We start from the raw sequence: 12742 nt of genomic DNA on the forward strand, positions 1-12742 counted from the left end.
TGGCCGGCACCTCCTCGTCAACGCATCCGGGGATCAGCGCAACGCGGCCTGGCGCTTTTCGTCGATCCACTTGGAGGCCTGGGCCGGCTGGTAGGCGCGCATCCAGTCCAGCATGGCGTCGATGTCCGAGCCGTACCAGAGGTCGGCGCGCTGTTCCGGGTGCAGGAAACGCTCTTCCACCATGCGGTCGATCATGCCGATCAGCGGGGCATAGAAGCCGTCCACGTCCAGGAAGGCGCACGGCTTGTTGCCGATCCCAAGCTGGCGCCAGGTGAGCATCTCGAAGATCTCTTCCATGGTGCCGAAGCCGCCGGGCAGGGCCACGAAGGCGTCGGAGAGGTCGAACATGCGCGACTTGCGCTCATGCATCGAGCCGACGATTTCCAGCTCGGTCAGGCCACGGTGCGACACTTCCCAATCGGCCAGCTGCTGGGGGATGACGCCGGTGACCTTGCCGCCGCCTTCCAGCACGGCGTTGGCCACGGTTCCCATCAGGCCGACATTGCCGCCACCATAGACCAGGCGCAGGCCGTCGCGGGCGATGCGATCGCCGAGGGCGATGGCGCGCTCGGTGTAGACCGGCTTGCTGCCGGGGTTGGAACCACAGTAAACGCAAATCGACTTCATTGGATCTTCCTGTGTTCAGAAACTGACGCGGCGGAAACGAAAAAGCCCCGCCGATGACCAGTGTTCCGGTCTCGTGACGGGGTGTCGTTCCGCGGATGCGGGCGGTGATTATCGCGCGTTACGGGCGTGGAGGCCAATCGGCGATCGGAGACGGCAGCCGACCAGCGGTCGGCGTTACGGGGTGACGGCAGCCGACCAACGGTCGGCTCTACGGCGGAGGGCGGGCGACCGTCGGGGTCAGGCTGCCTGCGACTGTTGCCGGCGCGGGCCTTCCTTCAGTGCCCGGCCGACCAGCCCGACCAGCAGGTCCAGCTCGTCGCTGTCCATGCCGAAATGCGGGGTGAAGCGCAGGGAGTTCTCGCCACCATGGATGACGTTGATGCCGTGGTTGCGCAGCCACTCTTCGGTGGATCCGGTGCCATAGCACTTGAACTGCGGGGCCAGTTCACAGGAGAACAGCAGGCCGGTGCCCTGCACCTTGGTGATCAGCCCGCCCAGCTCGCCCTTGAGCTGCTCCAGCTTGCGCACGGCCTCGGCCCCGCGCACGCGGATGTTCTCGCGCACCTGCGGCGTCAGCAGCGACAACGTGGCGCAGGCCACGTCCAGGGCGCGCGGGTTGGAGGTCATCGTGTTGCCGTAGATGCCCTTGCGGTACAGCTGCGCGGCATGCTCGGTGACGGCCAGCACCGACAGCGGGAACTGCGCGGCATTGAGTGCCTTGGAATAGGTCTCCATGTCCGGCGCGTCCAGGCCTTCGAAGCCGGGATAGTCGACGATGGACAGCACGCCGTGGGCGCGCAGGCCGGCCTGGATAGAGTCGATCAGCAGCAGGCTGCCGTGCTGGCGGGTCAGGTCGCGGGCCAGGGCATAGAACGCCGGCGGCACCGAACGGCCCGGGTCGCCTTCGCCCATCACCGGCTCCAGGAACACGGCCTCGATGAACCACTGGTTCTGCTCGGCCTCGGCGAACACCCGCTTGAGCGCCTCCTCGTCATACGGCGCCAGCGCGATCACGCTATCTTCCCCGCGGTAGCTGGCCAGGTGCTGCACGTAGGTCTTGCGGCTGGAATCGGAGTACAGGCCCGGGCGGTCGGTACGGCCGTGGAAGCTGCCCTTGATCACCACGCGCTTGATCTTCGCCCCCGCATGGCGGGCGCCCGGATCGGTCTGCAGCTTGGCGTTGACGTCGGCGATGCGCGCGGCCAGGCCGACCGCTTCGGAGCCGGAATTGAGGCACATGAAGCGGGCGAACGGGCAGCCGCCGCGGCGGTGGCCGATCTCCTTGCGCAGGGCCTGGATGAAGCGCTGCTGCGAAAGACTGGGGGTCATCACGTTGGCCATCACCTGCGGGGCGGCCATGGCGGCCAGCACCGCCTCGGGGGTATGCCCGAAGCCGAGCATGCCGTAGCCGCCGGCGTCGTACAGCACCGCGCCCTTCAGGGTGACCACCCAGGCGCCACGCGCGGCGAGGGCAACGTAGGGGGTGACGGCATCGTCGGCGTAGAAATTGACGAAGCCATCCTGCATCGCGTCGATCTGGGCGCGCTCGTCCAGCGCCAGCAGGTCGCCCAGGTCGGCGCGAACGCGCTCGAATTCGGCCACGGCGGCGTCGATGGCCGCCACCAGCTGCGGATGGCCCGCGGCGAGGCGCTCGAGGCTGGCGTCATCCAGGCCGGCGGTGAGACGGGTGCCGGGCTGGGCGCGAAGGGGGGCAAGACGTTCGATGAAGCTCATTGCAGATCTCCTGAAACGATTGGCGGCACGGCGGAAATGCAAAACGCGCGTCTATTCGCGCGCGCTCGGGGTATTCCTGCTCGTGCATCTGACTTCCATCTCGATGCTAGCACGCGGTTTTTCGCGCGATAACCCCGCAGAAAACTGTTGCATAGCAGCATTTTGCGCGACGTTCGCCCAATCGCGCATTGCCACCGAGGGCCAGTCGTACAATGGCCGACATTGCCTACACGTTGCCGTGCGCTCCCTTGAAGAAGTCCGATTTCAACTATGAACTGCCGCCTGAGCTGATCGCGCAGGCGCCCCTGGCCGAGCGCTCGGCCAGCCGCCTGATGCTGGTCCCGCAGGCCCCGGCCGCGTTCGAGCATCGCCACGTGCGCGACCTGCCGGACCTGCTCAACCCTGGCGACCTGCTGGTGTTCAACGACACCCGGGTGATTCCGGCGCGCCTGTTCGGGCAGAAGGCCAGTGGTGGCCGGGTCGAGATCCTGATCGAGCGCCTGCTGGGCGCGCAGCAGGCGCGGGCCCAGGTGGGGGCGAGCAAGTCGCCCAAGCCGGGCAGCCGGATCGCTCTGGATGCCGGTGGCGAGGCCGAAGTGCTGGGGCGCGACGGGGAGTTCTATGTGCTGCAGTTCCACGTGCCCGAGGCGCTGGAGCAATGGCTGCTGCATGCCGGTCGACTGCCGCTGCCGCCGTACATCCAGCGCGAGCCGGGGCTGGACGACCGCGAGCGCTACCAGACCGTGTTCGCCCGTGAAGTGGGCGCGGTGGCCGCGCCTACGGCCGGCCTGCATTTCGACGAGGCGCTGCTGGCGGCGCTGTCGGCCAGGGGCGTGGAGGTCGGCCATGTCACCCTGCACGTGGGCGCGGGCACCTTCCAGCCGGTCCGGGTGGATGACCTGACCGACCATGTGATGCACCGCGAATGGCTCAACGTGGGCGCCGAGCTGGTCCAGCAGGTGCGCCGCACGCGCGCGGCCGGCGGCCGGGTGATCGGGGTGGGGACCACGGTGGTGCGCGCGCTGGAGAGCGCGATGCGCGACGGCGAACTGCTGCCATATGCCGGGGAGACCCAGATCTTCATCACCCCCGGCTACCGGATCCGCAGCGTGGACGCGATGGTGACCAACTTCCACCTGCCGGAAAGCACCCTGCTGATGATGATTTCGGCCTTCGCCGGGCAGGACCGGGTGTTCGAGGCCTACCGGGCCGCGATCGCGGAGAAGTACCGGTTCTTCAGCTACGGGGATGCGATGCTGCTGTTCCCGCAGGGGTAAAGGGCCGCCGGCAGGGCAGGCGGGCGGCTTTTCGGCGATAATCGGCAATTATTTGCCCGAATCCTGCTCCATGTCCCGACTCCAGTTCCAGCTCCAGACCACCGACGGCCGCGCCCGCCGCGGCCGCTTGACGTTCCCGCGCGGGACCGTGGAAACCCCGGCGTTCATGCCGGTGGGCACCTACGGGTCGGTCAAGGGCATCCTGCCCGAGCAGATCCGGGCGCTGGGTGCGGAAATCATCCTGGGCAATACCTTCCACCTGTACCTGCGGCCGGGCCTGGACGTGATCGCCGACCACGGCGGCCTGCATGGCTTCGCGCGCTGGGACGGGCCGATCCTGACCGATTCCGGCGGTTTCCAGGTGTTCTCGCTGGCCCATCGGCGCAAGATCACCGAGCAGGGCGTCACCTTCGCCTCGCCGACCGACGGTGCCCGCGTGTTCCTGGGGCCGGAGGAGAGCATGCGCATCCAGAAGGTGCTCGATTCGGACATCGTGATGATCTTCGACGAGTGCACCCCGTACCCGGCCACCGAGCCGGTGGCGCGCACCTCGATGGAGCTCAGCCTGCGCTGGGCCCAGCGCAGCCGCAACGCGCATGACGCGCTGGGCAACGACGCGGCGCTGTTCGGGATCGTCCAGGGCGGGGTCCACCACGACCTGCGCAGCCGCTCCGCCGAGGGCCTGCAGCAGATCGGGTTCGACGGCTACGCCATCGGCGGGCTGGCGGTGGGTGAGCCGGAACACGAGCGCAACGCCATGCTCGACCACATGCACCCGATCCTGCCGGCCGACCGCCCGCGCTACCTGATGGGCGTGGGCCGGCCGGAGGACCTGGTCGAAGGCGTTGCCCGTGGCGTGGACATGTTCGATTGCGTGATGCCCACCCGCAACGCCCGCAACGGCCACTATTTCACCTCGTTCGGCACCGTACGCATCCGCAACGCCCGCTACGAGCGCGACATGGACACCATCGAGCCGGGCTGCGGCTGCCACGCCTGCACCAGTGGCTACACCCGGTCCTACCTGCGCCACCTGGACCGCTGCAACGAAATGCTGGCACCGATGCTGGGCACCATCCACAACCTGTATTACTACGAAAAGCTGATGGCGGACATGCGCGCGGCCATCGCGGCGGGAACCTTTGCCGCCTTCCGCGAGTCCTTCTACGCGGCCCGTGGCATGGCCACGCCGGCCCTGTAAGGCCTGCCGCCTGCTCCGGGCCGGCGCGCCGACCCTGCCAAACGGCCCAAGGACGAACTCCCGGGGCCATGGCATACTTCGTGGCTGACCACCGTTTCGCGGCGACTCCCCGGCCCACCTGGGCGGGGCGCCTCCCAACCCAAGGACACAAGATGAACCTGCTCGCTTTCCTGATTCCCGCCGCCCACGCCCAAGCCGCTGGTGGCCAGCCGCAGGGCATGGGTCTGACCACGCTGCTGTTCCCGATCATCCTGATCGCGATCATGTACTTCCTGATGATCCGCCCGCAGATGAAGCGCCAGAAGGAACACAAGGCCATGCTGGAGAAGATCAAGCGGGGCGACGAAGTGCTGACCAACGGCGGCATCGCCGGCGTGGTCACCAATATCGGCGACAACTTCATCACCATCGAAGTGGCCGACAACGTGCAGATCCGCGTGCAGAAGGGCGCCGTGGGCAACGTGCTGCCGACCGGCACGCTGAAGTCGGCCAACTGAGCCACTCCTTTTCCGAAGCACAACCGCGGCGCCGGGACGGGCGCCGCGCGGGACCCAAGCAATGCTCGAATTTCCACGCTGGAAGTACTTCGTCATCCTGATCGTGCTGGCGCTCAGCACCCTGTACGCGCTGCCCAACATTTACCAGAAGGACCCGGCCGTCCAGATCACCGCCAACCGTGGCGGGCAGATCGATGACGCCCTGCGCGATCGCGTGCTGGCCGAGCTGAAGAAGGCCAACATCACCACGATCGGCGCGGAGAAGGAAGGCGACAGCCTGATCGTCCGCCTGGCCGACCTGAAGGCGCAGGCCGCCGCCAGCGATACGCTGCGCGACACGGTCGGCGAAAACTACGTGGTGGCGCTGAACCTCGCCTCGACCGTGCCGGAGTGGCTGGCCAAGCTGGGCGGCCGCCCGATGGTGCTCGGCCTGGATCTGCAGGGCGGTGTGCACTTCGTCCTGCAGGTCGACCAGAAGGCCGCGCTGGACAAGCGCCTGGACGCCTACGCCGAAGACGTGCGCACCAGCCTGCGCGATGCCCGCATCGCGTACCAGTCGGTGGAGCGTCGCACGGACAACAGCATCGTGGCGACCATCAGCCCGTCCGCCGGCGCCGATGCGGTGACCCGTGCGCGCGAGGTGATGGCCAAGGCGCAGCCGACGCTGGGCTATGAGGTCACCGACAACCGCATCGCGGTCAAGGTGCCCGAGGCCGAGTTGAACCAGATCGCCAATGGCGCGATCGAGCAGAACATCAACACCCTGCGCAACCGCGTGAACCAGCTGGGCGTGGCCGAGCCGATCATCCAGCGCCAGGGTGCCGACCGCGTGGTCGTGCAGCTGCCGGGCGTGCAGGACACGGCCGAAGCCAAGCGCATGATCGGTGCCACCGCGACGCTGGAATACCGCGCCGTGGTGGAAGGCAACGCGCAGGATGCGGTCGCCAGCGGCCGCATCCCGCCGGAGGCCAAGGTCTACCAGCGCCGCGACAGCGGTGGCCCGGTGCTGCTCAACAAGCGCGTGATCGTGACCGGTGACCAGATGGTCGCCGCGCAGGCCACCACCGACCAGAACGGTGCGGCGGCGGTCAGCGTGACGCTGAACAACGTCGGCGGCCAGCGCATGTTCGACTTCACCAGCGCCAACGTGAACAAGCCGATGGCGGTGGTCTACACCGAGCGCATCCCGACCGTGAACATGGTCGATGGCAAGGAAGTGCGCAGCTTCCGGGTCAAGGAAGAAGTGATCTCGGTGGCCAACATCAATGGCGTGTTCGGCAAGAACTTCCAGACCACCGGCCTGGAGAAGAAGGAAGCCGAAGACCTGGCCAAGCTGCTGAAGTCGGGCTCGCTGGCCGCGCCGATGGACTTCGTGGAAGAGCGCGTGGTCGGCCCGAGCCTGGGTGCGGAGAACGTCAAGAACGGTATCACCGCGGTGGTCTACGCGTTCCTGTTCACGCTGGTGTTCTTCAGCATCTACTACCGCATGTTCGGCGTGATCACCTCGCTGGCGATGCTGTTCAACCTGCTGATCGTGGTGGCGGTGATGTCGATGTTCGGCGCCACCATGACCCTGCCTGGCTTCGCCGGCCTGGCGTTGTCGGTGGGTCTGTCGGTGGATGCCAACGTGCTGATCAACGAGCGTATCCGCGAGGAGCTGCGTGCGGGCATGCCGGGCAAGACCGCGATCGTGACCGGTTATGACCGCGCCAGCGGCACCATCCTCGACGCCAACCTGACCGGCCTGATTGTCGGTGTGGCGCTGTATGCATTCGGCACCGGTCCGCTGAAGGGCTTCGCGCTGACCATGATCATCGGTATCTTCGCTTCGATGTTCACGGCGATCACCGTATCGCGCGCCCTGGCGACGCTGATTTACGGCCGTCGCAAGAAGCTCCAGAACGTGGCCATCTGACGGGACGACACGCACAATGAAACTGTTTCCGCTGCATATCCTCCCGAACGACACCAAGATCGACTTCATGCGTTGGCGTCATGCCGCCATGGTGGTCACCCTGTTGCTGTTCATCGGTTCGATCGCGCTGATCGCCACCAAGGGCTTCAACTACGCGCTGGACTTCACCGGCGGCACCTTGATCGAAGCCCGCTTCGAGCGCCAGGTGGACGTTGAAGATGTCCGCGCCAAGCTCGAGGCCAATGGTTTCGAGGGTGCCCAGGTGCAGAGTTTCGGTGGCAACACCGATCTGCTGATCCGCTTGGCACCGCAGGGTGAGCACGCGCCCGGCACCGGCAATTCGGCCAGTGACCAGCGCACCGCCGCTGCGGTGGTGAAGGCCATTTCGCTGGACGACAACAAGGCCACGATCCAGCGCAACGAGTTCGTGGGCCCGCAGGTCGGCAAGGACCTGGCGATGAACGGCCTGTACGCCACGCTGTTCATGCTGGTGGGCTTCCTGATCTACATCGCGTTCCGTTTCGAATGGAAGTTCGCGATCACGGCCAGCATCGTGGCGCTGTTCGATCTGCTGGTGACGGTGGCCTACATTTCGGCGATCGGTCGCGAGTTCGACCTGACGGTGCTGGCGGGCCTGTTGTCGGTGATGGGCTTTGCCATCAACGACATCATCGTGGTGTTCGACCGCGTGCGCGAGAACTTCCGCAGTCTGCGTGTGGAGCCGCTGGAGGTGTTGAACCGGTCGATCAACCAGACGCTGTCGCGTACGGTGATCACGGCGGTGATGTTCTTCCTGTCGGCCCTGGCGCTGTACCTGTACGGCGGTACGTCGATGGAAGGCCTGGCCGAGACGCACATGGTGGGCGCGGTGATCGTGGTGCTGTCCTCGATCCTGGTGGCCGTGCCGATGCTGACCATCGGTGCGCTGCGCGTGACCAAGCAGGACCTGCTGCCGAAGGCGAAGGACATCGAGGCGCTGGAGCGTCGTCCGTAAGGCATCGGTTGGCTGATGGACCTGAAAAGCCGCGCTCTGCGCGGCTTTTCTTTTTTTGCGCGGCACGGGCATGGTCAAAGGCGAGCGGCTGAAAAGCCAATGGCGGCGTCCTTGTTGCGCGTGTTGGAGGATGGCGGGCAGCCCCGCGCAGGACACGCCGTAAACCCGTCCATGGGGGCTCGACATGCGCCATCCATGGCGCATGACGGCCCTGCACGGGGCTACCCGCCATCCTCCGGGGGTTCGGCGCGAACCTGACGGTAGAGCCGACAGCCACTTTTTTGCGACGCACGGGCATGGTCAAAGGCGAAAGGCTGAAATGCCAACGCCGGCGTCTTTGTTGCGCGTGAGGGAGGATGGCGGGCAGCCCCGCGCAGGACACGCCGTAAACCCTTCCATGGGGGCCCGACATGCGCCATCCATGGCGCATGACGGTCCTGCACGGGGCTACCCGCCATCCTCCGTTGGTTCGGCGCGAACCGGACGGTAGAGCCGGCGGGCACTTTTTGCGACGCACGGGCACATTCAAGGCGAGGCATAGGCTGGAACGCCAACGCCGGCGTCCTTGTTGCGCGTGAGGGAGGATGGCGGGCAGCCCCGCGCAGGACACGCCGTAAACCCGTCCATGGGGGCTCGACATGCGCCATCCATGGCGCATGACGGTCCTGCACGGGGCTACCCGCCATCCTCCGTTGGTTGGGCGCGAACCGGGCGGTAGAGCCGACGGCCACTTTTCCTGAGCGTCGACGATCCATTCTTGTCTGGCATGTGGCATTCATCGCGCATGGCTTTCCTGCACAGGCTGCTCTCGCTTGGTAGAGCCGGGCCATGCCCGGCTGCTCTCCGCCCAGCGTGCGGCCAACGGTCGGACGAGGGGCGGGTGACAGGCCGCGCGCCATACACCCCCGTCGGTTGTGCAACGCGCCCCCGCGCACTACGATCCCATGCGTTCCGTGCAGCCGCTCCGGTGGCGCGCGCCGCCCCTTTTCATCGCGCAGGCTGGGCCTGCGCCAGTCCAATCGAGGTTTCCATGGTCATCAAACCGCGTGTGCGCGGCTTCATCTGCGTCACCACCCATCCCGTCGGCTGCGATGCGGCCGTCAAGCAGCAGATCGACTACATCCAGGCCAAGCCGAAGATCACCAACGGGCCGAAGAAGGTGCTGGTGCTCGGCGCGTCCACCGGCTACGGCCTGGCCGCGCGCATCACTGCCGCCTTCGGCAGCGATGCTGCGACGCTGGGCGTGTTCTTCGAGCGTCCGGGCACCGAGACCAAGCCCGGCACCGCCGGCTGGTACAACACCGCTGCGTTCCACAAGTACGCCGAGCAGGCCGGCCTGTACGCCAAGAGCGTCAACGGCGATGCGTTCTCCGATGAGGTCAAGGCCAAGGTCATCGAGCTGATCAAGCAGGACCTCGGCCAGGTCGACCAGGTGGTGTACAGCCTGGCCGCGCCGCGCCGCAAGCACCCCAAGACCGGCGAAGTGATCAGCTCCACGCTCAAGCCGATCGGCGCGCCGATCACCCTGCGCGGGCTGGATACCGACAAGGAAGTGATCACCGAGACCACGATTGAGCCGGCCACCCCGGAAGAAGTCGCCGGCACTGTTGCGGTGATGGGCGGCGAAGACTGGCAGATGTGGATCGATGCGCTGCTCGAGGCCGGCGTACTGGCCGAAGGCGCGACGACCACCGCCTTCACCTATGTCGGCGAAGAGATCACCCAGGCCATCTACTGGAACGGCTCGATCGGCGCGGCCAAGAAGGACCTGGACACCAAGGTGCTGGGCCTGCGCGAGAAGCTGGAGAAGATCGGCGGCGACGCGCGCGTATCGGTGCTCAAGGCCGTGGTCACCCAGGCCAGCTCGGCCATCCCGACCATGCCGTTATACCTGTCGCTGCTGTTCAAGGTGATGAAGGCCAAGGGCACTCACGAAGGCTGCATCGAGCAGCTCGATACGCTGTATGACATCGTCTACGGCGGCAAGGACAGCGGCACCGCGACCGAGCGCCTGCGCCATGACCTCAGCGACGGCGGCCGCACGGTCGCGTTGATCGACGAGGCCGGCCGCCTGCGTGCGGATTACAAGGAGATGGCGCCGGACGTGCAGGGCGAGGTGGTTGCGCTGTGGCCGCAGGTGACCAACGAGAACCTGTACGAGATCAGCGACCTGGCCGGCTACAAGGCCGACTTCCTGCGCCTGTTCGGCTTCGGCGTGGACGGCGTGGATTACGACGCGGATGTGGCCACCGACGTGAAGATTCCGAACCTGGTCGAGATGGCCTGATCCGGCAGGGTATGCAGCATTGAAAACGCCGGGCACTGCCCGGCGCTTTCGTTTCACCACTGGCGCGACGCCTCAGGCGAAATCGAAGTTCATCAGCGGGCCGGCCGGCCCCACGAACTCGCCCTGCACGTAATCCACGCCGGCACTGAACAGCAGGCTCATCGAGTTGGCATCGGCGACGAACTCGGCGATGGTGCGGATGTTGGCCGACTGCGCGCGGGTGGTGATCTCGCTGATCTTCTCGCCGTGTTCGCGGGTGCTGGCGACATCGCGGGTGAAGTCGCGGTCCAGCTTGAGGAACTGCGGCTGGAAGTGGGCCAGCAGCTGGAACGAGTCCAGCCCCGAGCCGAACTGTTCCAGGCCGATCCGGCACCCCAGCGGGGCCACGTCGGCCAGGAACTGCTGGGCATTGCGCAGGTGGGTGAACACCTTGGCCTCCGGCGCATGCAGCCACAAGCGCTCGCCCGGCACGCCATGCGCCTGCAGTTCGCGGCGCAGGGTGGCCACCATCAACGGATCGTTGAACGACTCCGGGGTGATCTTCACCATCAGGTGGGTCGGGTGCCCGGCACGCTCGCGCTGGCCCAGCACGCTGATGGCATGCGCGACCACCCAGCGGTTGATCTCGGCCAGCAGACCATGTTCTTCGGCGATGCCCAGGAACGCCGTGGGGCTGAGCAGTTCGCCGTTGTTGTCCAGGCGCAGGTAGGCCTCGTACAGCTCCAGTGCCTCGCCCTGCAGGTTCAGCACCGGCTGGTAGTGCAGCTGGAAACCGTCACCGGCCAGGGCTTCACGAATGCGTGCCACCCAGCGCTGGATGCGCTCTTCCTCGACGCGGTCGACGGCGGCCGGGTCGAAGATGCGGCTGGTGTTGCCCAGCTCGGAGGCGGCCTGCTGGCACTCGGTGGCGCGGGCCAGCACCTGGCCGATGCTGGCGATCTTCTCGCCCACCTGCACGCCGCCGATGCTCACCGTGACCGTGGCCGAGCGCTCGCCGATGCTGAACACCTGCGCGGCGAAGGCGTCGCGGATCTGGTCGGCCAGTGCCACCGTCTGCGCGTAGGCGCCTTCGGTGAGCACGGCGAAACTGTGCTCGCCGAAACGGGCCACCTGGGCCGCGTCGCCGACGCTGTCGGCCAGCACCCGGGCCAGCGCGGCGATCAGCGCATCGGCCGAATCCAGGCCGATATCCGGCAGCAGGCGGGCGTAGTGGTCCGGCTCGACCAGCAGCAGGCCGAACTGGCCTTCGCTGCGACCGGCCTGGGCCACCGCGTTCTCCACGTGCAGCATGAAGGTGGGGCGGTTGAGCAGGCCGGTGACCTGGTCGCGCTGGCGGAGGTCTTCGACTTCGCGCGCCAGCTCCGGGTCGAACTCCATGCGCCGGCGGCGGAACACCACCTGCAGGCAGGACTCGCCTTCGTAGCTGGCCTGGGTGAATTCCATCGTGGCCGGGAACACCGCCCCGTCCTGGTTGCGCGCGTCCACCTGGTACTGCGGCGGCGGCGCCTCGCCCTTGCTCATCGACTTGAGCAGCTGCTTGAAACCGTCCACGTGCTGCGGGGCGACCATGTCCAGCAGCGAAATGCCTTCCACGTCGTCGAACGACTCGTAGCCGAACATCTCCAGGTACGCCTCGTTGGCGCGGATGTGCATGCCCTCGTGGACGTAGGCGATCGGGTCGCGCGAGGAGGAGATCAGCGCATCGCAGCGGCGCTCGGTCTCGCGCATCTGCGCTTCGATCCGGCGCAGCCCGCGACGGGCGTGCAGGTCGGTCCATTCATTGCGCACCACCGCCAGCAGGTGTTCGGGGCGGTTGCGCAGGGCGATCGCGCGGATGCCGTTGGCCCCGGCTTCGACCCACTCGTTCTCGTCGATCGATTCGGCCAGCAGGATCATCGGGATGTCCTTGCCGCTGGCCGCGATCTGCTGGGTCACCTGCAGCAGCGGGATGCTCTGCGCCGGGGCGACCAGCACCAGGTCGATCGGCTGGCTGCCCAGGATCTGGGCCAGCTCCTCGCTGTGCTGCGGACGCGCCGGGCGCACCGCGATGCCGCTGTTGCGCAGCGTGCTGACGATGGTTTCAGCGTTTTCGCCGCTGTCATCCACGATCAGCAGGCGGACGGTGATGTCATTCGCGTTCTGCATTCACTACTCCCCGGACTGCAAACTTGATACACGATGCGTGTGGATACGTCCATGCGGCAAACGGT

General features: G+C 66.8%; 9 protein-coding genes. 6 read left to right on the plus strand and 3 right to left on the minus strand.

What is annotated here, in order from left to right:
* Positions 1–33 precede the first annotated feature (33 nt).
* Both M2421_RS15435 and M2421_RS15440 read right to left on the minus strand, forming a co-directional pair.
* Positions 34–627 carry a TIGR00730 family Rossman fold protein gene (locus tag M2421_RS15435; protein WP_259208328.1) on the minus strand — a complete coding sequence of 198 codons (594 nt, stop codon included), beginning with the start codon at positions 625–627 and terminating at the stop codon, positions 34–36.
* A gap of 237 nt (positions 628–864) precedes the next feature.
* Positions 865–2361, minus strand: a complete 1497-nt coding sequence (locus M2421_RS15440) for an aminotransferase class III-fold pyridoxal phosphate-dependent enzyme (protein ID WP_259208330.1) — start codon at positions 2359–2361, stop codon at positions 865–867.
* Between the two features lie 212 nt (positions 2362–2573).
* Between M2421_RS15440 and queA the strand changes: the two genes are divergently transcribed.
* The 6 genes from queA (at position 2574) to fabV (ending at position 10532) form a co-directional block, all read left to right on the plus strand.
* Positions 2574–3638 carry a tRNA preQ1(34) S-adenosylmethionine ribosyltransferase-isomerase QueA gene (gene queA / locus M2421_RS15445; RefSeq protein WP_259208332.1) on the plus strand — a complete coding sequence of 355 codons (1065 nt, stop codon included), beginning with the start codon at positions 2574–2576 and terminating at the stop codon, positions 3636–3638.
* A 70-nt stretch (positions 3639–3708) separates the two neighbouring features.
* On the plus strand, positions 3709–4839 hold the full coding sequence (gene tgt, locus M2421_RS15450; protein ID WP_259208335.1) for a tRNA guanosine(34) transglycosylase Tgt: 1131 nt from the start codon (positions 3709–3711) through the stop codon (positions 4837–4839).
* A 152-nt stretch (positions 4840–4991) separates the two neighbouring features.
* Positions 4992–5336 (plus strand): preprotein translocase subunit YajC, encoded by a 345-nt coding sequence (yajC, locus tag M2421_RS15455; protein ID WP_259208337.1) that lies wholly within the window; start codon positions 4992–4994, stop codon positions 5334–5336.
* 61 nt (positions 5337–5397) lie between these two features.
* Positions 5398–7251, plus strand: coding sequence for a protein translocase subunit SecD (gene secD, locus M2421_RS15460; RefSeq protein WP_259208340.1), 1854 nt, complete (start codon positions 5398–5400; stop codon positions 7249–7251).
* A gap of 16 nt (positions 7252–7267) precedes the next feature.
* Positions 7268–8245 carry a protein translocase subunit SecF gene (gene secF, locus M2421_RS15465; RefSeq protein ID WP_259208341.1) on the plus strand — a complete coding sequence of 326 codons (978 nt, stop codon included), beginning with the start codon at positions 7268–7270 and terminating at the stop codon, positions 8243–8245.
* 1030 nt (positions 8246–9275) lie between these two features.
* A complete protein-coding gene (gene fabV / locus M2421_RS15470) occupies positions 9276–10532 on the plus strand; it encodes an enoyl-ACP reductase FabV (protein ID WP_259208342.1) in 1257 nt (418 codons plus the stop codon).
* Positions 10533–10604: 72 nt separating this feature from the next.
* Here fabV and M2421_RS15475 read toward each other — a convergent pair whose 3' ends face one another.
* Positions 10605–12677, minus strand: coding sequence for an EAL domain-containing protein (locus M2421_RS15475; RefSeq protein WP_259208345.1), 2073 nt, complete (start codon positions 12675–12677; stop codon positions 10605–10607).
* Between the last annotated feature and the right edge of the window lie 65 nt (positions 12678–12742).

Source organism: Stenotrophomonas sp. BIGb0135 (genome assembly GCF_024810105.1).
Taxonomy (GTDB): Bacteria; Pseudomonadota; Gammaproteobacteria; order Xanthomonadales; family Xanthomonadaceae; genus Stenotrophomonas; species Stenotrophomonas maltophilia_AB.

Coding starts and splice junctions, on each gene's coding strand:
- M2421_RS15435 (WP_259208328.1), bottom strand. CDS start 627: ATGAAGTCGATTTGCGTTTACTGTGGTTCCAACCCCGGCAGCAAGCCG.
- M2421_RS15440 (WP_259208330.1), bottom strand. CDS start 2,361: ATGAGCTTCATCGAACGTCTTGCCCCCCTTCGCGCCCAGCCCGGCACC.
- queA (WP_259208332.1), top strand. CDS start 2,574: ATGGCCGACATTGCCTACACGTTGCCGTGCGCTCCCTTGAAGAAGTCC.
- tgt (WP_259208335.1), top strand. CDS start 3,709: ATGTCCCGACTCCAGTTCCAGCTCCAGACCACCGACGGCCGCGCCCGC.
- yajC (WP_259208337.1), top strand. CDS start 4,992: ATGAACCTGCTCGCTTTCCTGATTCCCGCCGCCCACGCCCAAGCCGCT.
- secD (WP_259208340.1), top strand. CDS start 5,398: ATGCTCGAATTTCCACGCTGGAAGTACTTCGTCATCCTGATCGTGCTG.
- secF (WP_259208341.1), top strand. CDS start 7,268: ATGAAACTGTTTCCGCTGCATATCCTCCCGAACGACACCAAGATCGAC.
- fabV (WP_259208342.1), top strand. CDS start 9,276: ATGGTCATCAAACCGCGTGTGCGCGGCTTCATCTGCGTCACCACCCAT.
- M2421_RS15475 (WP_259208345.1), bottom strand. CDS start 12,677: ATGCAGAACGCGAATGACATCACCGTCCGCCTGCTGATCGTGGATGAC.